Below are 20487 nucleotides of genomic sequence, written 5' to 3'. Positions count from 1 at the left end.
GGCCCAGGGCTTACATCAGCAGGTGTTCGCCCGCGTTGTCGCCGCCCAGCGTGACGTAGTTGACCTTGCGGATGTCCATCAGCGCGCGCCCGCCCGCATAGCTGATGGAGCTCTGCACGTCCTGCTCCATCTCGACCAGCGTGTCGGCCAGCTTGCCCTTGACGGGTTCGAGGATGCGCTTGCCCTCGACGTGCTTGTACTCGCCCTTGTTGAAGTCGCTGGCCGAGCCATAGTACTCCTTGAACAGCGCGCCGTCGACCTCGACCGTCTTGCCCGGCGATTCTTCATGCCCCGCGAACAGCGAGCCGATCATGACCATCGACGCGCCGAAGCGCACGCTCTTGGCAATGTCGCCGTGGTCGCGGATGCCGCCGTCCGCAATGATCGGCTTGGTCGCCACGCGCGCGCACCACTTGAGCGCCGACAGCTGCCAGCCGCCCGTGCCGAAGCCGGTCTTGAGCTTGGTGATGCAGACCTTGCCCGGGCCGATGCCGACCTTGGTCGCGTCCGCACCCCAGTTCTCCAGGTCGATCACCGCTTCGGGCGTGCCGACGTTGCCGGCAATGACGAAGGTCTTGGGCAGCTTTTCTTTCAGGTAGCCGATCATGTTCTTCACGCTGTCGGCATGGCCGTGCGCGATGTCGATGGTGACGTATTCGGGCACCAGGCCCTCGGCCACCAGCGTGTCGACGGTGTCGTAGTCCGGCTTCTTCACGCCCAGCGAGATGGAGGCGAACACGCCCTTGCCCTGCATGTCTTTCACGAACTGCACGTTGTCGAGGTCGAAGCGGTGCATTACATAGAAGTAGCCGTTCTGCGCCAGCCACAGGCAGATCGACTCGTCGACCACCGTCTTCATGTTGGCCGGCACCACCGGCAGGCGGAAGCTGCGCTCGCCCAGCGTCACGCTGGTGTCGCACTCGGAACGGCTCTCCACGCGGCACTTGCGCGGGAGCAGAAGAATGTTGTCGTAGTCGAAAATCTGCATGACCAGGCTCCTGAAAGGAATCGTTGAAAGGAACGAAAGAGCGCTTGGTCCGGCCGGTTTTCGCGGTGCGCCTTGCCAGGAAGACGCCCACAAAAAACCGGGCGCAAGAAACTTGGGCCCGGTGATTGAGTTTACGCGGTCTGCCGAAGGCGGGTCTTCCGATTCTTCGTATAACCCGCATACGCCGTGGTTTCTACAATCGGACCATGTTGTTTAACGATCCCGCGGCTGACGCCCACTCCCCGAATCATTCGGACATGCCGCTGCTCCAGAACCTGAATGCGGAGCAACTCGCCGCGGTCACGCTGCCAGAAGGCAACGCGCTCATCCTGGCGGGCGCGGGCTCCGGCAAGACGCGCGTGCTCACCACCCGCATCGCGTGGCTGCTGCAGACCGGCCAGGTCTCCGCCGGCGGCATTCTCGCCGTGACCTTCACCAACAAGGCGGCCAAGGAAATGATGACGCGGCTGACGGCGATCCTGCCCGTCAACGTGCGCGGCATGTGGATTGGCACCTTCCACGGCCTGTGCAACCGCCTGCTGCGCGCGCACTGGAAGCTGGCCAACCTGCCGTCCACGTTCCAGATCCTCGACACGCAGGACCAGCTCTCGGCCATCAAGCGCCTGATGAAGCAGTTCAACGTGGACGACGAGCGCTTTCCGGCCAAGCAGACGCAATGGTTCATTGCCGGCGCCAAGGAAGACGGCCTGCGCCCCGACGCGATCGAAGCGCGCAGCGACGACGACCGCAAGAAGGTCGAGCTCTACCGCCTGTACGAGGAGCAGTGCCAGCGCGAAGGCGTGGTCGACTTCGGCGAACTCATGCTGCGCAGCTACGAGCTGCTGCGCGACAACGACCCGGTGCGCGAGCACTACCAGCGGCGCTTTCGCCACATCCTGATCGACGAGTTCCAGGACACCAACCGCCTGCAGTACGCCTGGATCAAGATGCTCGCGGGCCACACGGTGGCGGGCCAGTTCACGCCGGGCCAGAACAGCGTGATCGCCGTGGGCGACGACGACCAGAGCATCTACGCCTTTCGCGGCGCGCGCGTGGGCAACATGACCGACTTCGTGCGCGAGTTCGACGTGCGCCACCAGATCAAGCTGGAGCAGAACTACCGCAGCTACAGCAACATCCTCGACTCGGCCAACGAACTCATCAGCCACAACAAGAAGCGCCTGGGCAAGAACCTGCGCACCGACCAGGGCCCCGGCGAGCCCGTGCGCGTGTACGAGTCGCCCACCGACCTGGCCGAGGCGCAGTGGATGGTCGAGGAAATGCGCCAGCTCGTGCGCGACGGCTTCGACCGCAAGGAAATGGCCGTGCTCTACCGCAGCAACGCGCAGAGCCGGGTGATCGAGACGGCGCTATTCAATGCCTCGGTGCCGTACCGCGTGTACGGCGGCCTGCGCTTCTTCGAGCGCGCCGAAATCAAGCATGCGCTGGCCTACCTGCGCCTGATGGAGAACAAGGACGACGACACCAGCTTCCTGCGCGTCGTCAACTTCCCGCCGCGCGGCATCGGTGCGCGCACGCTCGAATCGCTGCAGGATGCATCGCGCGCGGCCGGGCGTTCGCTGCACGACGCGGTCAGCGCGGTCGGCGGCAAGGCGGGCTCGAACCTCACCGGCTTCGTCGCCAAGATCGACGTGCTGCGCGAGCAGACCCAGGGCTTGAGCCTGCGCGAGATCATCGAGCTGGTGCTCGACCACAGCGGCCTGGTCGAACACTACAAGGCCGACCGCGAAGGCGCCGACCGCCTGGAAAATCTGGGCGAACTGGTGAACGCTGCCGAAAGCTTCGTGACGCAGGAAGGCTTCGGGCGCGACGCCGTGGCCTTGCCGGGCGACGAGCTGCGCCAGTCGCCGGCGAGCCAGGGCATCGACCTGACCCGCCCGGTGGTCGACGAGCTGCTCGCGCCCGACGCCGAGACCGGCGAAACGATGAGCCCGCTGGCCGCCTTCCTCACCCACGCCGCGCTCGAATCGGGCGACAACCAGGCGCAGGCCGGCCAGGACGCGGTGCAGCTCATGACGGTGCACGCCGCCAAGGGCCTGGAGTTCGACTGCGTGTTCATCACCGGCATGGAAGAGGGCCTGTTCCCCCACGAGAACTCGATGAGCGACTTCGAGAGCCTCGAGGAAGAGCGCCGCCTGATGTACGTGGCCATCACCCGCGCCCGCAAGCGCCTGTACCTGAGTCATTCGCAGACGCGCATGCTGCACGGCCAGACGCGCTACAACGTCAAGAGCCGCTTCTTCGACGAACTGCCCGAAGGCGCGCTGAAGTGGCTCACGCCCAAGAACCAGGGCTTTGCGCCCTCGGCCTTCGGCTACGGCGGCGGCTACGGCAGCACGCGCGGCGGGGCCGGGGCCTATGGCGGCGGCAACGCCTACGGCGGCGGGAGCAGCAGCCGCGACAAGGACACCTTCGCCAGCCCGCCCGTGCCGCCGCAGAAAACCGCGCCCTCGCACGGCCTGCGCTCGGGCATGCAGGTGTTCCACAACAAGTTCGGCGAAGGCACGGTCACCGCGCTGGAAGGATCCGGCGACGATGCGCGCGCGCAGGTCAAGTTCGCGCGGCATGGCGTGAAGTGGCTGGCGCTGTCGGTGGCCAAGCTCACGCCGATCTGAGGTTGCTACTAAAGCTATAGCGAACAACGCAGACAGGACGTGCGTAACCGGCACTTTTTGCCCTGAACCACCGTACACTCCGCACTCGCCAAACAAGGGGAGTCAGGGATGTGGTTCATAGGCATCATTGCCGGCCTGTTCATCGGTGCGCTGTTCCAGTCGGTGCCTGTGGCGCTGGTGCTCGCGGTGGTCGGCGCGTTCGCGCTGCCGCAGATGTTCGGCAGGAAGAGCAAGGCGGAACCGCATCGCACCGAGGCTGAGCGCACGGGCGCGACGGCGGCACCGATCGCCGCCACGCCGGCCCCGGCGGGCGGCATGCTGAAGCTGCAGCAGCGCGTGTCGGAGCTGGAGCAGCGGGTCGCTTCGCTCGAGCGGCGGCTGGCGCTGGGCGCGCAGGCCGAGCCTGAAGGCTCCGTCATTCCCCAACTCGCTTCCGGCGACCTTGCCACGTCGATGGCACGCACGCCGCTCGCCGAGGCGCCATCGCTCCCGGTGGCCACGCTCGAAGGCCGGGCCGCGGAGATCGCGCAAGCCCGCCTGTCCCGGATGCAGGCCACGGTGGTCGTGGCCAAGGAGGAGGCTGCGGCCGACGCGCCCGCCGCGCCCGCCGCGCCCGCCGCCGCGCCAACGCCGCCCGCGCCTGTCGTCCCGGCAGCCCAGCCACCGGTTGCCGCACCGGCACCGGCACCGGCGCCGGCACCGGTTCGCCGCCCACCCCCGCCGCCCCCACCGCCGCCGGTCCCGCTGCGCGACCGCCTGCCCGCACCCCTCGCCAACCTGATCTTCGGCGGCAACATGCTGGTCAAGCTGGGCGTGCTGATCCTGTTCCTGGGGCTGGCATTCCTGCTGCGCTACACGGCCGAGCGCGTCACCGTGCCCATCGAGCTGCGCTATGCGGCCGTGGCGCTGGTCGGCGCGGGCCTGCTCGTGCTGGGCTGGCTGCTGCGCCACAAGCGCGCCGGCTACGCGCTGATCCTGCAGGGCGCGGGCATCGGCGTCTTCTACCTGACCACGCTCGCGGCCATGAAGCTCAGCGGGCTGCTGCCGGCGAGCATCGGCTTCGCCTTTCTGTTCGGCGTGGCGGTGCTCAGCGCCGCGCTGGCCGTGCTGCAGAACGCGCCCCTGCTGGCCATCGTGGCCGCGCTCGAAGGCTTTGCGGCGCCGGTGCTCGCATCCACCGGGTCGAACCAGCCGGTGGGGCTCTTCACCTACCTGCTGGTGCTCGACGTCGGCATCGTGCTGATCGCCTGGTTCAAGGCCTGGCGCGTGCTCAACCTGATCGGCTTCGTCGGCACCTTCACGCTGGCGGCCGGCTGGGCGCACAAGTACTACACCGACGACCAGTTCGCGACGGTGCAGCCCTTCCTGGTCGTGTTCTTCCTGCTGTTCACCGCCATCGGCCTGCTGTTCGCGCGCCGCACGCTGTTCGACGCGCCGGTGCAGCCCGCGCAGCCGCTGGCCAGCCGCGCGCTGGACACGCTGCGCCGCGCGGGCCGGGTCGACAGCTCGCTGGTGTTCGGCACGCCGATGGTCGCGTTCGGTATGCAGGTGCTGCTCATGCGCCCGTGGGAGTACGGCGCCGCGTTCTCCGCGATGGCGCTGTCGGCCTTCTACCTGGTGCTCGGGCGGCTGGTGTTCGCCACGCAGCCCAAGGGCCTGGCGCTGCTGGCGGAGGCCTACGCCATCGTCGGCGTGATCTTTGGCACGCTGGCCATTCCGCTGGGCCTCGAAGGGCAGTGGACCGGCGCGGCCTGGGCCGTCGAGGCGGCGGGCATGTACTGGCTGGGCGCGCGGCAGCAGCGCACCTATGCGCGCGCCTTCTCGCTCCTGGTGTTCGCCGGGGCGGTGCTCAAGCTGCTGGAAGCCACGGCGCTCGATGCCGCGCCGGGGCATCCGCTGCTCGAAGGCTCCGTCATCGGCCCGGTGCTGGTGGCGGTAAGCGCCTTCGCGATGTGGGCCATCCACCGCCGCGCCAGGCTGGACGACGGCAAGGGCGTGGAGGCCATGGCCGGCACCGCCTTGCCGTGGCTGGGCATGGCCGCGCTCACGCTGCTGCTGTGGCAGTGGTGGACGCCGCCGTGGGCCGCCGCGGCCACCGCCGTGCTGGCCTCGGCCACCTTCGCCGTGGCGATCCGCTTCGCCTTGCTGCCACTGACCTACGTGAGCTTCGGCATGCAGGCGCTGGCGGTGGCGGGCTTCATCGCCACGCTGCACAGCACCGGCGAGGTGGTCGACGGCAAGGTGCTGCAAAGCGGCTGGCAGGGCGCAGCCGTGGCCTGCCTGATCGCGCTCAGCGTGCTCGGCAGCGCCGCCTGGTCGATGCTGCAGGCGCACCGCGCGGCACTGGCGCGCGGCGTGCAGCCGGTGTGGTCGGTGGGCAATGTCGTCGGCGTGCTCGCGGGCGTGGGCCTGCTGCACCTGGCGATGCTGTTCCAGCTGACCCTGGCGCAGGCCGCGCTGCTGTGGCCGCTGACGGCCATGGCGGTGCTGTGGGTCGGGCTGCGCATGGCGCACTTTCCGCTCGCGGCGCTGGCGGGTGTGCTGCAGGTCGTTGCCGCCGTGGCGTTCGGCATCAGTGCCGCGGATGACGCGGGCGCGGTGCGCCCGGCCTTTGCCCATCTCGGGTTCTGGACGCCGGTGGTGCTGGGCCTGGCCGCCTTGCTGGCCGGCGACTGGCTGCGCGACGAGGCGCGCTCGCATCTTGCGGGCACGAGCGAGCCGGCTGGCACGGCGCGCAAGCGCTGGGCCAATGCCTGGTGCGCCCACCCGGTCGTGCTGTGGGCGCCGGTGGTCTGGGGGCTCGGCTGGTGGTTGTTCGGCACGCTGGACGAAAGCGTGCGCGTGCTGAACCGCCAGGGTCTTGCGAGCCACATTCCGGCCGGCGCGATGGCCGTGGTGCTCGTCACCTCGGTGCTGGCGGCGGTCGTGGCGCACCGCCGCGACTGGGCGCAGCTAGGCAAGGCGACGCTCGCCACGCTGCCGGCCTTCGGCCTGATCGCGGCCTACGGCATTGCAGGCGGCGCCACGCTGTTCTACGTGCCGTCGAGCGCACTGGGCTGGCTGGCCTGGCCGCTCGCGTTGGCGTGGCACCTGCGCCTGCTGCGCGCGCAGAAGCGGTGGTTCGATGGCTCGGCGCTGACGCCGTTCCACGTCGCCGGCTTCTGGCTGTTCCTGCTGCTGGCCGCGCGCGAATGCCAATGGCAGCTGGGCCGCGTCGGCGCCGAGTGGTCGAGCTGGCAATTGCTGGGCTGGGCGATCGTGCCAGCGCTGGTGCTGTGGGCGCTGCGTTCGCGCGTGCTGCTGCAGCGCTGGCCGCTCGCGGAGTTCCGCAGCGCCTACCTCGAGTTCGCCGCCACGCCGGTGGCGGCGTACCTGCTGGCGTGGGTGTGGGTGACCAACGCGGTCAGCCCGGGCGATGCGTCGCCGCTGCCCTATGTGCCGCTGCTGAACCCGCTCGAGCTTGCGCAGTGGCTGGTGCTGTTCGCACTGGTGCTCTGGTGGCGTGCGTTGCCGCCGGGCTCGTTCGCGCGCGTGCAACCGATGGTCGCCAAGGGTGCGGCCGGCTTCACCGGGCTGGCGCTGCTGACCGGCATGGTGCTGCGCACCTGCCATCACTACGCCGGTGTCGCGTGGGCGTTCGATGCGCTGTATGCCTCGTGGCTCACGCAGGCGGCGCTTTCCATCACCTGGGCGGTCTGCGGCGTGGTCGCGATGGTGCTCGGCCATTCGCGCCGGGTGCGCACGCTGTGGGTGGCCGGCGCGGCGCTGCTTGGGGTGGTGGTGCTGAAGCTGTTCTTCGTGGAGCTGGCCGACCGGGGCGGGCTGTTCCGCATCGTGTCGTTCATCGCGGTGGGGGCCTTGCTGCTGCTGGTGGGGTACTTCGCACCCGTGCCGCCGAAGAAGGAAGAGGCGTCGAAGGCGCCGGCCGAAGGCGGTGCGGCATGAGCGCGCCGTCGGTGCGGGCCGTTCGCGCGGGCGTGGTGCTGGTGGCCGCGGCCAGCGGATTCGCCCTGGCACAACCCGTGACCACCGCGACCACCGCGACCACCGCGACCACCGCGCCGATCGCACTGCAGGGCGCGGGCCCTTACCACCGGCTCACGCTGCCCCTGGCCCTCTACGGCCGCGCGGCCTATGCCGACTTGCGCGACCTGCGGGTGCGCAACGCCGCCGGGCATGCGGTGCCCTACGCCTGGCTGCGCAACGAGGCCGCCGCGCCACAGACGGCCTCGCGCAATGTGCCGATCTTTGCGCTGCCGGGCGCAGCCGCTGCTGGCTCGGGCGACACGGCGCTTGCATTCACGGTGCGGCCCGACGGCTCGCTGGCGCTCGCCTCCAAGGCTGGCCCCAAGGCCGACGGCGCGACGCCATGGCTCATCGACGTGAGCCAGGTCAAGGGCAGCCTGCTGCAGGCCCGGTTCGACATCGCGCCCGACACGCGCGGCCTGTTCGCCTTCCGCCTGGAAGCCAGCGACGACCTGCGCCAGTGGCGCCCGGCGGGCGGTGAGGAGCAATTGATCAGGCTCGCCCACGGCGGCCAGACCATCGAGCGCCTCGCGGTCGATTTGAACAACGTGCGCGCGCGCTTCCTGCGGCTGCGCTGGAGCGATCCGGCGCACGGCGCGGTGCTGGCCGGCGTGGGCATCGACAGCGTGCAGGAGGTGGAACCCGTCGCGCCGATCGAGTGGTCCGCTGCGCTGAAGCCCGAGCGCTGCGCCACCGACTATTGCGACTACCTGCTGCCGCGCGGCCTGCCGGTGCAGAGCCTGCGCATCGACCTGGCCGACGTCAACACGCTGGCGCAGGTGAGCGTCTCGGGGCTGCGCGACCCCGCGCCCGCGTCGGCCGTGCCGCCGCAGCCGGTGCCGCGCAACCCGCTCTACGCCTTGCGGCATCCGCAGCGCCGGCCCGTGGTGCGCACCGAGAGCCCGGACGAGGCGCTGCTGGTCGACACTGTGGTGTACCGCCTGGCGCAGGCCGGCGGCGAGGCGCGCTCGCCGGTGCTGGCGCTCGACGGCGCGGTGCATGCGCGGCTGCGGCTGCGCACCTCGGGCCCGGTCAGCGTGCTGGGCGCGACGCCGCCCGACATCGCGGTGGGCGCCGTGCCGCGCACGCTGGTGTTCCTGGCGCAGGGCGCGGCGCCGTTCGCGCTGGCATGGAGCGCCGCACCCGAGGCGAACGTGGTCGAAGGCAGCGTGCCGGGCGCGCCGCTGGCGCTGTCCACGCTGATTCCAGGCTACGCCGCGGACAGGCCCGTGGTGGCCGACGATGCGACCGTGGCGCTGCCGGTGGCGGCCGTCACCGCGGCGGTCGCGGCAGCGGTGCAGGCGCCACTTCCCACGCAGGAGCCATCGCGCAAGTGGTGGCTGTGGGGTGCGTTGGGAGGCGGCCTGCTGCTGCTGGCCGGCATGGCGTGGTCGCTGTTCGCGAGCCTGCGCAAGGACGCGGCGAGCCCGCCCCGTTGAGCGCCAGGCCACGTGGGGCCGTCAGTTCGGCTCGAAGGTGTCGCGGAAGGTGAACCAGGTCGAGCTCAGCGACATGGCTGCGAGCACCAGCGCCGTGCCGATGATCAGCACATTGCCCACCGCCAGCGCCGCGCCACCCGAGCCCAGGGCGCCCACGCCGATCAGCAGGGTGGCGACCAGGCCCATGCCGATGCCGGCGATCAGGAACACGCCGAACCACGCCACGCCGAACAGCGCATAGGCACCGAAGTTGCGAAACAGCGCCACGATGCTGAAGAAGATGCTCTTCACCGGCGCCACGCCGTGCCAGTGCACCAGCGCCGGCGCGTGCCACATGGCCAGCGACAGCGGCAGGTTCAGGCACATCAGCAGCGTGCGGGCGACCTGGAAGTCGCTGCTGGCAATGATCTCGGGCGTGAGCGGGTCGTCCAGCAGGTAGGCGCGGGCGAGTTGGCCGCCGTCGACCAGCGTCGTCACCAGCACCGCCAGCACGAAGTAGACGGCCGAGATCACGCCCAGCACCACCAGCGAGCGCCATTCGGTGCGCATGGCGTTGAACACCGCCACGAACATCGCCGAGCCCGTGGCCCGCTGCGTGTCGCCCGCGCGGCCGACGCCTTCGGCGTTGTCCGTGTAGGCCACCGAAGTGGCGACCATCAGGCCCAGCGTCAGGAACGGCACCAGGCCCGGCGCCAGCAGGCTGCCGAGGATGGGCACCATCGACAGCGTCGAGATGACCGCCATCAGCAGGAAGAACAGCGAGATGAAGGCCAGCGGTTGCCGCCAGAAGGTCTTGAGCCCGAGGCGGACCCAGACGGAGCCGGTGCGCGCCGGCACGAGGTTGAGTTTCATGTGTGAGGGTCAGGCCGCCAGGGCGGGCGCCAGCGCCTGGGCCATGGCATGCGGGTGGGACGCGCGGTCGCGCAGCACGCGCTCGAAGTGCGTGGGGTCGTGGGGCGTGAGCATGCTCGCCTCGCGCGGCAGGTGGAAGTCCCACAGGCGGGAAATCCAGAAGCGCAGCGCTGCGGCGCGCAGCATCGCGGGCAGCAGGGCGCGCTCGGCCGCGGTCAGCGGACGCACGGTTTCGTAGGCCGACAGCAGGGCGTCGGCGCGTTCGTCGTCGTGCCGGCCGCTGGGCAGGTCGATGGCCCAGTCGTTCAGGCACACGGCCAGGTCGAACAGCCAGGTGTCGGTGCCGGCGAAGTAGAAGTCGAACACGCCGGTCAGGCGGGGGGCATCGGCGTCGGCGTCGGCGCCGGTGGCGAACATCACGTTGTCGCGGAACATGTCGGCATGCACCGGACCGCGCGGCATGGCGGCGTAGGCGGAGGACTCGGCCACGTGGTTCTGGTAGGCCAGCTCGGCGCGCAGCAGGGCGGCCTGGGCTTCCTCGATGTACGGCAGCACCACGGGCACCGTTTCGTTCCACCAGGGCAGGCCGCGCAGGTTGGGCTGGGTGCGCGGGTAGTCGCGCCCGGCCAGGTGCATGCGCGCCAGCATGGCGCCCAGTTCGGCGCAGTGCGGGGCGCCCGGGGCGAGCTCGCTTCGGCCCGAGAGCTTCAGCACCACCGCCGCGGGCTTGCCTGCCACCGTGTGGAGCAGGTCGCAGTCGGTAGCGGAGGAAGGGGTGGCAGGGGCGGACGGGCCCGAAGGCAGGGCCATCTGCCCCTTCTTCGTCTTCTCGACGGCAGGCGGGCCGGCCACGGGGGCGGGCACCGGCAGGCCGGCTCCCGCCAGGTGCTTCATCAGGCAAAGGTAGTAGGGCAGCTGCTCGGCGCTCAGGCGCTCGAACAGCGTCAGCACGAACTCGCCGGACTCGGTGGTCGCGAAGTAGTTGGTGTTTTCAATGCCGCCCTCGATGCCGCGCAGCTCGCGCAGCGGGCCCAGGCCCAGGCGTTGGACGAGCGCGTCCGCCTCGCCGAAACCGACTTCGGTAAAAACTGCCATGGCGGTACTCAGCGCGGCGCCGCGGCTGGGGAAAAGACGAAAGCGGAAGAACGAACGGCCATCAGAACTTCATCACGTTCCAGACGCGCGGTCCGTTGGCGCCCGTTTCCGAGGAGCCCTGGCGGCCCGTGGCCTGGTCGGCCGGCAGCACCTCGTAACCCGGCACGTTGGACTTGGGCTTGACGTTGATGCTCTGCGTGCGGCCGCCGTAGCGCACCTCGTCGACCGAGGCGCCGCTGTCCTCGGTGTGCAGGTTCTCCACCTTCTGGTTGCGTCGGCCGTCGGCGCCGGCCTGCTCCGGCGCGGGTTGCGCCTGGGCCGGGGTGGCTGCAGCGGGCGCGGGCTGCTGAGCGTGCACGGCGGTCACCGTGGCAAGGGGGGCTGTGAAAGCCAGCGCCAGCAGGATGCGGCGGGCGACCAGGAGTGTGGAGCTAGGCATGCCCCGATTGTAGGCGCGCGCCCGGTTTCGGCGCGTCGGTTGCCACCTCTGGCCATCGTGGTTCTGGACGCCGCGTCGGGCACGGCAAAATGCCCCGATGACCGACAAGAAAACGCTGCTGCTCGTCGATGGCTCGAGCTATCTCTACCGCGCCTTCCACGCCATGCCCGACCTGCGGGCCGTGCCCGGCGACCCCAAGAGCCCGGCGACCGGCGCGATCCGGGGAATGATCAACATGATGACCGCGCTGCGCCGCGAGGTCCGCGCCGACTACGCGGCCTGCATCTTCGACGCCCCCGGCAAGACCTTCCGCGACGACTGGTACCCCGAGTACAAGGCCAACCGCTCGCCCATGCCGGACGACCTGCGCAGCCAGATCGACCCCATCCACGAAGTGGTGAAGCTGCTCGGCTGGCCGGTGCTGAGCGTGCCCGACGTGGAGGCGGACGACGTCATCGGCACCTTGGCCAAGATCGCCGCCGCGCAGGGCGTCGAGGTGATCGTCTCCAGCGGCGACAAGGACCTGAGCCAGCTGGTGGACGAGCACATCACCATCATCGACACCATGAACGGCAAGCGGCGCGACGTGGCCGGCGTGACGGCCGAGTTCGGCGTGCCCCCCGCGCTGATGGTCGACTACCAGACGCTGGTGGGCGACACCGTCGACAACGTGCCCGGCGTTCCCAAGGTCGGGCCCAAGACGGCCGCCAAGTGGCTGCTGGAATACGGCTCGCTCGACGCCCTGGTCGAACGCGCCGCCGAGGTGAAGGGCGCCGCCGGCGAGAACCTGCGCCAGGCCCTGGACAAGCTGCCGCTGAGCAGGCGCCTGGTGACCATTCGCACCGACTGCGACCTCGAAGGCCATGTCGCCGGCCTGCCGTCGCTCGACGCGTTGCCCGTGAGCGCGCCGCAGACTGCCGAACTCAAGCCCTTCTACGAGAAGTTCGGCTTCAAGAGCCTGGTGAAGGGGCTCGAAGCCCAGGAAGTGCCGCCCGAGCTCATCGAGGAAAACCTCAAGAAGAAGTCGGCCTCCAAGGCCAGCAGCGACCAGGGCGGCCTGTTCGACGAACCTTCCGAGCTCGACGCGCTGGAAGCCGCCACCCCCGCGAGCAACCTCAGGTACGACACGATCACCACCTGGGAACAGTTCGACGCCTGGCTCGCCAGGCTGCAAGCCGCCGAGCTCGCCGCCGTCGACACCGAGACCACGTCGCTCGACGAAATGGTCGCGCAGATCGTCGGCGTGAGCTTCAGCGTCACGCCGGGCGAGGCGGCCTACATTCCGCTCGCGCACAACTACCCCGATGCGCCCGCGCAGCTGCCCATCGACGAGGTGCTTGCGAAGCTCAAGCCCTGGCTGGAGAACGGCGAGAAGAAAAAGCTCGGCCAGCACATCAAGTACGACCGCCACGTGTTCGCCAACCACGGCATCGAGGTGCAGGGCTACGCGCACGACACCATGCTGCAGAGCTACGTGCTCGAAGTGCACAAGCCGCACGGCCTGTCGAGCCTGGCCGAGCGCCACTTGGGCCGCAGCGGCATCTCGTACGAAGACCTCTGCGGCAAGGGCGTGCACCAGATCTCGTTCAGCCAGGTCGACATCGCCAAGGCGGCCGAATATTCCTGCGAGGACAGCGACCAGACGCTGGACGTGCACAACACGCTGTGGCCCCAGCTCGAGAAGGACGAGAAGCTGCTGTTCGTCTACCAGCTCGAGATGGATTCGAGCGAGGCGCTCTACCGCATCGAGCGCAACGGCGTGCTGATCGACGCACCCACGCTGGCCGCGCAGAGCCACGAACTCGGCACGCGCATCATGGCGCTCGAGCAGGAGGCCTACGACATCGCAGGCCAGCCCTTCAACCTGGGCTCGCCCAAGCAGATCGCCGAGATCTTCTTCACCAAGCTGGGCCTGCCGGTGGTCAAGAAGACGCCGAGCGGCGCGCCCAGCACCGACGAAGAGGTGTTGGAGAAACTGGCCGAAGACTATCCGCTGCCTGCGAAGATCCTGGAGCACCGCGGCCTGTCGAAGCTCAAGGGCACCTACACCGACAAGCTCGGCCAGCTCGCCAACCCGCGCACCGGGCGCGTGCACACGCACTACGCGCAGGCCGTGGCCGTCACCGGCCGCCTGAGCAGCAACGACCCCAACCTGCAGAACATCCCGATCCGCACCCCCGAAGGCCGCCGCGTGCGCGAGGCTTTCGTGGCGCCCGCGGGCAGCGTGATCGCCAGCGCCGACTACTCGCAGATCGAGCTGCGCATCATGGCCCACATCAGCGGCGACGAGTCGCTGCTGCGTGCGTTTACCGAAGGCATCGACGTGCACCGTGCCACGGCCGCCGAGGTGTTCGGCTCCACGCCCGACCAGGTGTCCAGCGAGCAGCGCCGCTATGCCAAGGTCATCAACTTCGGTTTGATCTACGGCATGAGCAGCTTCGGCCTGGCGCGCAACCTGGGCATCGAGACCAAGGCCGCGGCCTCGTACATCGAGCGCTACTTCGCGCGGTATCCGGGTGTGAAAGCCTACATGGACGAGACCAAGGCGCTGGCCAAGGAGCAGGGCTATGTGGAGACCGTGTTCGGCCGGCGCCTGTACCTGCCCGAGATCAACTCGCCCAACGGCCCGCGCCGCGGCGGCGCCGAGCGCGCGGCCATCAACGCGCCCATGCAGGGCACCGCGGCCGACCTGATCAAGCTCAGCATGGTCAAGGTACAGAACGTGCTTGACGAAGAAAAGCGCGGCACCCGGATGATCATGCAGGTGCACGACGAACTGGTGTTCGAAGTGCCCGAGGCAGAGGTCGAATGGGTGCGCACCGAAATCCCCCGTCTCATGGCCGGCGTGGCCGCGCTGAAGGTGCCGCTGCTGGCCGAGATCGGTGTCGGTCCCAACTGGGACAAGGCGCACTGAACAAGAGACAACAAAACACATCCATATCCACATTCGCATGCACATGAAACTCCCGCACCGCCAGTTCCTGCTCGCCGCCCTCTGCGCCGCCTTCCTGGGCACCGCCTTCGCCGCCCCCGACGCCCGCGTCGCTGCGCTCGCCGCCAAGGAAAAGCCCGCGCTGCTCGACACGCTGAAGGAGCTGGTGTCCATCGAGTCGGGCAGCCGCGACCTCGACGGGCTCGAGAAGATCTCCGACCTCATCGCCGCCAGGTTCAAGACGCTGGGCGGCGAGGTCGAGCTGATCGACCCGAGCGCCGAGGCCTACCGCATGGAAGACACGCCCGAGAAAATGGGCCGCGTGGTGCGCGCCACCTTCAAGGGCACGGGCAAGAAGAAGATCCTGCTCATCGCGCACATGGACACGGTCTACACCGTGGGCATGCTCAACAAGCAACCGTTCCGCATCGAGGGCGACAAGGCCTACGGCCTGGGCATCGCCGACGACAAGCAGGGCATTGCCGTCATCACGCACATCGTGTCGATGCTGCAGGCAATGAAGTTCAAGGACTACGGCACGCTCACCGTGCTGATCAACGGCGACGAGGAAATCAGCTCGCCCGGCGCGCGCGCCCTCATCACGCGCATGGGCGCGGAGCACGACGCGGTCATGTCCTTCGAAGGCGCCTACGTGAAGGACGACAAGCTCTCGCTGGCCACCGCCGGCATCGCCTCGGTCACGCTGCACGTCGCGGGCAAGGCCTCGCACGCGGGCTCCGCGCCCGAACTGGGCGTGAACGCGCTGTACGAGCTGTCGCACCAGATCCTGCAGATGCGCGACCTGTCCGACCCGGCCACGGGCCTGAAGATGAACTGGACCATCTCCAGGTCGGGCAGCAACCGCAACGTGATCCCGGCCAGCGCCACCGCCGGTGCCGACGTGCGCGTGCTCAAGGTGAGCGACTACGACCGCATCGAGCAGCAGGTGAACGAGCGCGTGAAGAAGCAGCTGATTCCCGAGGCCAAGGTCGAGCTGAAGTTCGAACGCCGCCGCCCGCCGCTGGAAGCCACCGACGCCTCGCGCGCCATGGCCCGCCATGCGCAGCAGATCTACAAGGACGAACTCGGCCTGCCGCTGGGCGCCGACGACAAGGCCGCCGGCGGGGGCACCGACGCGGCCTTCGCGGCGCTGAAGACCAAGGCGCCCGTCATCGAGCGCTTCGGCCTGCAGGGCTTCGGCGCGCACTCGGCCGATGCCGAGTACGTGCTGGTCGACTCCATCGAGCCGCGCCTGTACCTGGGCACGCGCCTGATCATGGACATCGCGCGCGGCAAGACCGCCGAAAAATGAGCTCGCCCCCAGGCTCCGCGCACTTCGTGTCGCTTTTCCAACCCCCTACCGGGGGCAACACCAGTGGCCCGGCAAAGCCGGTTCCACGGTGTTCCGCGAAGAAGTCATTGAATCGCTGATTCATCATGCGCCTGCGCCACATCGAGGTCTTCAACGCGATCATGCTCACCGGCAGCGTGAGCGCGGCGGCGCGGCTCATCAACATCACGCAGCCGGCGGTCAGCCGCACGCTGCAGCACGCCGAGCTGCAGCTGGGTTTTCCGCTGTTCCAGCGCGCCAAGGGCCGGCTCACGCCGACCACCGAAGCGCTCACGCTGTACCCGCACATCGAGCGGCTGTTCGCTCAGCTCGACGAGGTGCAGCGGCTCGCGGCCAACCTGCGCACCGCGGGCGACAGCGGCGAGCTGCGCATCCTCAGCGTGCTGGCGCTGAGCTACGACATCCTGCCGCGCGCGCTGAAGTCCTTTCGCGAGAAGCATCCGGGTTACAAGATCACGGTCGAGTCGCTGCACTCGCCGCAGATCATGTCGGCGCTGCTGCTGCAGGAGGCCGACGTGGGCTTCGCCTTCAGCCCGGCCGTGCATCCCTCGCTCACGCAGGAGACGCTGGCCGACAGCCGCATGGTGTGCATCGCGCCCAAGGGCCTGCTGCCGCGCGCGCTGGTGCGCAACGGCTCGGTCGCCCTGCACGACCTCATCAACCGGCCGGTGATCGGCCTGGACAGCCGCGACCCCGTGGGCACCAGCCTGAGCCAGGCGTGCCGGCAGGCGGGCGTTGGCTTCCAGCAGGCGGTGGTGACGGTGCAGACCTACCACGCGGCGCTGGCCATGGCGCACCACGGCATCGGCGTGGCGCTGGTCGACGGCTGCACGGCGCGTTCGGCCGACCGCGAGAAGGTCGACATGCTCACCCTGGAGCCGCACATCCCGGTGCCGATCCGCGCGCTGCGCTTTGCCGCCAAGCCCGACTCGGTGGCGGTGCGCGGCATCACGCGCTGCATGCAGCAGGCGATCGAGGGCGCGGTCTAGCCCTTGCGTATGGTGAAGGCAACGACCGGCGCCACCGGACCTGTCGGACCTGTCGGCCAGATGGCGCCGCTGGACCCTGCGGCGGCCGAGCCTTTCTACCGGCAAATCTACGATCGCTTTCGCAATGCCATCGCCAGCGGCCTGCTGAAGCCGGGCGATCGCATCCCCTCCGCGCGCGCGTTGACCCAGGAGCTGGGGCTGGCAAGGGGCACCATCGACGCGGCCTATTCCCTGCTGGCCGCCGAGGGTTATGTCCAGGCCCGCGGCCAGGCGGGGACTGTCGTGTCGCCGGACCTGAAGCTGCCACAACCTGCAGCGCGCGCCGTTGCTCGAGCCGACAGCGGCGTTGCGCCGAACAGTTTTCTCCCGGACTCGATCCTCCCGTTCCAGATGGGCCTGCCCGCCCTGGATGCATTCCCCCGGAAGATCTGGGCGCGGCTGGGCGCGCGATGCATTCGCGCGACGCAGCCTTCCAACATGGTTCATCCCGCCGTCTGCGGCTCCCCACTCCTGCGAGCCGAGATCGCCGCCTACCTGCAGGTGGCCCGGGGCATCGACTGCACGCCGTCGCAGGTGTTCGTGACCTCGGGCTACCGCCACACGATGGCGCTGATCGGCCTTGCGCTCTTGAAGGCGGGCGACCGCGTCTGGCTCGAAGACCCGGGCTACCCGCCGACACGCGACCTGTTGGCACACATGCACATCGCTGCCGTGCCGGTGCCGGTGGACCGCGACGGCATCGTCGTTGCCGAGGGCATCCGGCTGGCGCCCCGCGCGCGCGCCGCCGTCGTCACGCCCGCGCACCAGAGCCCTTTGTGCGTGTCGCTGGCCTTGCCCCGGCGCCTGGCGCTGCTGGACTGGGCCGCGCGAAACAACGCCTGGATCGTCGAGGACGACTACGATGGCGAGTATCGCTATGTCAGCCGGCCGCTGCCCGCGCTGAAGAGCCTGGACCGGGAGGGCCGCGTGCTCTACGCGGGCACCTTCAGCAAGGTGCTGTTTCCGAGCCTCCGGCTGGCCTACCTCGTCGTGCCCGAAACCCAGGTCGGGCGCTTCGAACAGATCATGCAGGCCTTCGCGGGCGGCAGCCCCGAGCTGACGCAGGCGATCGTCACGGCCTTCATCAAGGAAGGGCACTTCGCGCGCCACATCCAGCGGATGCGCGCGCTCTATGCCGAGCGTCGCGCCGCGGCGATCGAAGGGCTGGAAAGCGTGCTGGCGCAGCACGTGCGGATCGATTCGCAGCCGGGGGGAATGCACCTGATCCTTCGCCTGAAGGGCCAGCGCTCCGATCGCCGGCTCGTGGCGCGCATGCGGCAAGAGGGCCTGTACGCCGAGGCGCTGAGGGACTGGGCGCTGTCGCACGACGAAGGCGATTCGGCCCTGCTGCTCGGTTTCACGAACATCGATTCGCGGGAGGCGGCGCACGAGCTCGGCACGCGCATCCTGCGGTTGCTGGAAGCCGGCAGCTAGCGCTCGCGTCGAGAGCAGGCAGCCAGCCAGCAATCATGGACCAGTAACGAAGGCCAATCATGGCCCTTCCTGACTAGGCCAAGACGTCGCACGATAGGGTCCTTTCCAACCCGCAGACAAAGGACTCGCCATGAGCAATCGCATCGACTACACCAAGGCTTCGCCCGAGGGTTGCAAGGCATTCGGAGGCGTGTACGCCGCACTCCAGAAGGGCAGCCTGCCCAAGGCGCTGGTCGACCTCGTCTACCTGCGCGTTTCACAGATCAACGGCTGCGCCTATTGCATCGACATGCATTCGCGCGACCTGCTCAAGTCGGGGCTTGCCGTCGACAAGCTCGTGCTGGTGCCGGTGTGGCGCGAAGCCGGCGGCGTCTTCAGCCAGCGCGAACGCGTTGCGCTGGCCTGGGCGGAAACGGTGACGCGCGTCTCGGAGACCGGCGTTCCCGACGCCGACTATGAAGCCGCCGCGGCCGAATTCAGCGACACCGAACTGGCCGATCTGACCTATGCGATCGGGCTGATGAACGCGTTCAACCGCCTGGGCGTGTCGTTCCGCTCGACCCCCGCTGCCGCCAGGGCTTGACGCGGGCAGCACGCAGTGGAACTGTCACGCATGGCATGGGCACTGGTCGGCATGGCCGGCATTCTGGAAATCGCGTTCGCCTTCGCCATGAAGTCGTCCGAGGGTTTCACGCGATGGGTTCCCTCGGTGTTGACGGTCGCCGCCGGCCTGTCGAGCGTCGTGCTGTTGTCGTTCTCAATGCGCACGCTGCCGATGGGAACCGTCTACGCGGTGTGGACGGGCATCGGGGCGGCGGGCACCGCGATCGTGGGCGTGGTGGTGCTGGGTGACTCCGCCGCGCCCCTGCGGCTGCTGTGCATCGCGCTCATCCTGGCGGGCGTGGTCGGGCTCAAGCTGGTGTCGGGCGACTGAGCCGCCAAGGCCCGGCGCCTCAGGCCTGCAGCGCCTGCGCCACCCGAAGCGCCGACCCGAACGCCAGCGTGAACCCCAGCGCGCCGTGCCCCGTATTGAACAGCATGTTCGACGGCGCGCTCTCCAGCCGCCCGATGATCGGCAGGCCCTTCGGCGTGGCAGGCCGCATGCCCGTCCAGGGATGCAGTTCCTCGAGACGGCTCGCCTGCGGGAAGACCGCACGCGTCGCGGCCGCCAGTGTCTCGATGCGCGTGGCCGGAATGCTCGCGTCGTGCCCCACCAGCTCCGCCATGCCCGCCACCCGCAGGCGCGAGCCGATGCGTGCGAACACCACCTTGCGCGCGCTGTCCGTCACGTTCACGCGCGGTGCGGCGCCCGGCGCCGGGTCGACCTCCACCGTGATGCTGTAGCCCTTGAGCGGGTACACGGGCAGGTAGGCGCCCAGCGCGCGCCCGAGCTTGTGCGAGGCCGACCCCAGCGCCATGACGAAGGCGTCGGCTTCCACGTCGCTCTCCATGCCACCCTTGCTGGTGCGCACCGCCCTGATGCGGTTCTCGCTGCGCGCGAAGCCGTGCACGTCGGTGTCCAGCATGAATCGCACGCCGCGCGCGCTCAGCGCCCGCATCAGCTCGGCACACACCTTGAGGCAATCGGCCGCGCATTCGCTGGGCGTGTACACCGCACCGGCCACCTGGCCGCGATAGGCCTGCAGCGCCGGCTCGATGGCGACGCATTCGTCCGGCGTCACCAGCCGTTGCTCGCTGCCCATGGCGCGCTGCAGGTCGAGCTGCGCGCGCGCGCCTTCGAGCGACGCCGCGCTGGCATACAGCACCAGCTTGCCGGTGGCGGAGAAGTCGCAGTCGGGGACGATGTCGGAGCGCATCGCCTCGAATTCGGTGCGGCTCGACGCGGCAAGCGCCAGCAGCCGGGCCGTGGTGTCGCGCGAAGTCCCGGCGTTGCAGGCCGCGAGAAATTCCATGCCCCAGCGCCACTGCAGCGGATCGAGCTGCGGGCGCAGCTTCAGCGGCGAGGTGGGCGAGAGCAGCAGCTTGGGCAGCTGCTTCCAGATGGACGGGTCGGCCAGCGGCTGCACGTACGAATAGCTGAGCTGCGCACCGTTGCCGCCGCTCGCGCCCGCGCCGGGGGCGGCACGGTCGATCACGGTGACCTGATGGCCCTGGCGTTCGAGCTGCCAGGCGGTGGCCAGGCCCACGATGCCGGCACCGAGCACACACACATGCATGGGGCAACTTTCCGGAGGTTGAGAAGACAGGCGTGACTGTAGGTGCGCCCGCCGGCCCGCGGAAATGCCAAAAGAAAGCTGGCCCATGAG

The 20487-nt window shown here is 69.3% G+C and carries 14 protein-coding genes; 9 read left to right on the top strand and 5 right to left on the bottom strand.

Going from position 1 to position 20487, the window contains the following annotated elements; all coding sequences use genetic code 11:
* Window positions 1–10: 10 nt before the first annotated feature.
* Window positions 11–988, bottom strand: coding sequence for a GMP reductase (locus AC1DJH_RS03790; protein WP_435435383.1), 978 nt, complete (start codon window positions 986–988; stop codon window positions 11–13).
* A 206-nt stretch (window positions 989–1194) separates the two neighbouring features.
* On the opposite strand from AC1DJH_RS03790, the gene AC1DJH_RS03785 reads away from it, so the two are divergent.
* The 3 genes from AC1DJH_RS03785 (at window position 1195) to AC1DJH_RS03775 (ending at window position 9089) form a co-directional block, all read left to right on the top strand.
* A complete protein-coding gene (locus AC1DJH_RS03785) occupies window positions 1195–3624 on the top strand; it encodes a UvrD-helicase domain-containing protein (protein WP_478184759.1) in 2430 nt (809 codons plus the stop codon).
* Window positions 3625–3732: 108 nt separating this feature from the next.
* The gene (locus tag AC1DJH_RS03780; RefSeq protein WP_478184758.1) at window positions 3733–7569 is read left to right on the top strand and encodes a DUF2339 domain-containing protein; all 3837 of its coding nucleotides are present in this window, start codon (window positions 3733–3735) and stop codon (window positions 7567–7569) included.
* Window positions 7566–9089 carry a DUF3999 domain-containing protein gene (locus tag AC1DJH_RS03775; RefSeq protein WP_478184757.1) on the top strand — a complete coding sequence of 508 codons (1524 nt, stop codon included), beginning with the start codon at window positions 7566–7568 and terminating at the stop codon, window positions 9087–9089. Before AC1DJH_RS03780 ends, AC1DJH_RS03775 begins: the two co-directional genes overlap by 4 nt.
* A gap of 21 nt (window positions 9090–9110) precedes the next feature.
* Here the strand turns inward: AC1DJH_RS03775 and AC1DJH_RS03770 are convergent, their stop codons facing one another.
* The 3 genes from AC1DJH_RS03770 to AC1DJH_RS03760 form a co-directional block, all read right to left on the bottom strand.
* Window positions 9111–9941: a BPSS1780 family membrane protein gene (locus AC1DJH_RS03770; RefSeq protein WP_478184756.1), complete on the bottom strand. Its 831-nt coding sequence runs from the start codon at window positions 9939–9941 to the stop codon at window positions 9111–9113.
* Between the two features lie 9 nt (window positions 9942–9950).
* Window positions 9951–11036, bottom strand: coding sequence for a homoserine kinase (locus AC1DJH_RS03765; protein ID WP_478184755.1), 1086 nt, complete (start codon window positions 11034–11036; stop codon window positions 9951–9953).
* A gap of 61 nt (window positions 11037–11097) precedes the next feature.
* Entirely contained in the window at window positions 11098–11475 is a 378-nt protein-coding gene (locus tag AC1DJH_RS03760; protein WP_472117972.1) for a hypothetical protein, read from the bottom strand.
* A 97-nt stretch (window positions 11476–11572) separates the two neighbouring features.
* On the opposite strand from AC1DJH_RS03760, the gene polA reads away from it, so the two are divergent.
* The 6 genes from polA (at window position 11573) to AC1DJH_RS03730 (ending at window position 19154) form a co-directional block, all read left to right on the top strand.
* Window positions 11573–14389 carry a DNA polymerase I gene (gene polA, locus AC1DJH_RS03755; RefSeq protein ID WP_478184754.1) on the top strand — a complete coding sequence of 939 codons (2817 nt, stop codon included), beginning with the start codon at window positions 11573–11575 and terminating at the stop codon, window positions 14387–14389.
* A gap of 43 nt (window positions 14390–14432) precedes the next feature.
* Window positions 14433–15719, top strand: coding sequence for a M20/M25/M40 family metallo-hydrolase (locus tag AC1DJH_RS03750; protein ID WP_478184991.1), 1287 nt, complete (start codon window positions 14433–14435; stop codon window positions 15717–15719).
* A gap of 125 nt (window positions 15720–15844) precedes the next feature.
* On the top strand, window positions 15845–16747 hold the full coding sequence (locus AC1DJH_RS03745; RefSeq protein WP_478184753.1) for a LysR family transcriptional regulator: 903 nt from the start codon (window positions 15845–15847) through the stop codon (window positions 16745–16747).
* Between the two features lie 60 nt (window positions 16748–16807).
* Complete coding sequence (gene pdxR / locus AC1DJH_RS03740) at window positions 16808–18220, top strand: MocR-like pyridoxine biosynthesis transcription factor PdxR (protein ID WP_478184752.1); 1413 nt, start codon at window positions 16808–16810, stop codon at window positions 18218–18220.
* 130 nt (window positions 18221–18350) lie between these two features.
* Window positions 18351–18803 (top strand): carboxymuconolactone decarboxylase family protein, encoded by a 453-nt coding sequence (locus AC1DJH_RS03735; RefSeq protein ID WP_478184751.1) that lies wholly within the window; start codon window positions 18351–18353, stop codon window positions 18801–18803.
* Between the two features lie 30 nt (window positions 18804–18833).
* The gene (locus AC1DJH_RS03730) at window positions 18834–19154 is read left to right on the top strand and encodes a DMT family transporter (RefSeq protein WP_478184750.1); all 321 of its coding nucleotides are present in this window, start codon (window positions 18834–18836) and stop codon (window positions 19152–19154) included.
* Window positions 19155–19173: 19 nt separating this feature from the next.
* Here AC1DJH_RS03730 and AC1DJH_RS03725 read toward each other — a convergent pair whose 3' ends face one another.
* Window positions 19174–20397 carry a D-amino acid dehydrogenase gene (locus AC1DJH_RS03725; RefSeq protein ID WP_478184749.1) on the bottom strand — a complete coding sequence of 408 codons (1224 nt, stop codon included), beginning with the start codon at window positions 20395–20397 and terminating at the stop codon, window positions 19174–19176.
* Between the last annotated feature and the right edge of the window lie 90 nt (window positions 20398–20487).

Source organism: Variovorax sp. 10N412 (assembly GCF_056394985.1).
Note: the sequence above shows the minus strand (reverse complement) of the source record. Positions and strands in the feature narration are given on the sequence as shown.

Excerpts from the sequence above, each read along its gene's own strand:
- AC1DJH_RS03745 (WP_478184753.1), top strand. The coding sequence starts at position 15,845 with ATGCGCCTGCGCCACATCGAGGTCTTCAACGCGATCATGCTCACCGGC.
- polA (WP_478184754.1), top strand. The coding sequence starts at position 11,573 with ATGACCGACAAGAAAACGCTGCTGCTCGTCGATGGCTCGAGCTATCTC.
- AC1DJH_RS03785 (WP_478184759.1), top strand. The coding sequence starts at position 1,195 with ATGTTGTTTAACGATCCCGCGGCTGACGCCCACTCCCCGAATCATTCG.
- AC1DJH_RS03775 (WP_478184757.1), top strand. The coding sequence starts at position 7,566 with ATGAGCGCGCCGTCGGTGCGGGCCGTTCGCGCGGGCGTGGTGCTGGTG.
- AC1DJH_RS03790 (WP_435435383.1), bottom strand. The coding sequence starts at position 988 with ATGCAGATTTTCGACTACGACAACATTCTTCTGCTCCCGCGCAAGTGC.
- AC1DJH_RS03765 (WP_478184755.1), bottom strand. The coding sequence starts at position 11,036 with ATGGCAGTTTTTACCGAAGTCGGTTTCGGCGAGGCGGACGCGCTCGTC.
- AC1DJH_RS03780 (WP_478184758.1), top strand. The coding sequence starts at position 3,733 with ATGTGGTTCATAGGCATCATTGCCGGCCTGTTCATCGGTGCGCTGTTC.
- AC1DJH_RS03770 (WP_478184756.1), bottom strand. The coding sequence starts at position 9,941 with ATGAAACTCAACCTCGTGCCGGCGCGCACCGGCTCCGTCTGGGTCCGC.
- AC1DJH_RS03735 (WP_478184751.1), top strand. The coding sequence starts at position 18,351 with ATGAGCAATCGCATCGACTACACCAAGGCTTCGCCCGAGGGTTGCAAG.
- AC1DJH_RS03730 (WP_478184750.1), top strand. The coding sequence starts at position 18,834 with ATGGCATGGGCACTGGTCGGCATGGCCGGCATTCTGGAAATCGCGTTC.
- AC1DJH_RS03725 (WP_478184749.1), bottom strand. The coding sequence starts at position 20,397 with ATGCATGTGTGTGTGCTCGGTGCCGGCATCGTGGGCCTGGCCACCGCC.
- AC1DJH_RS03750 (WP_478184991.1), top strand. The coding sequence starts at position 14,433 with ATGAAACTCCCGCACCGCCAGTTCCTGCTCGCCGCCCTCTGCGCCGCC.
- pdxR (WP_478184752.1), top strand. The coding sequence starts at position 16,808 with ATGGCGCCGCTGGACCCTGCGGCGGCCGAGCCTTTCTACCGGCAAATC.
- AC1DJH_RS03760 (WP_472117972.1), bottom strand. The coding sequence starts at position 11,475 with ATGCCTAGCTCCACACTCCTGGTCGCCCGCCGCATCCTGCTGGCGCTG.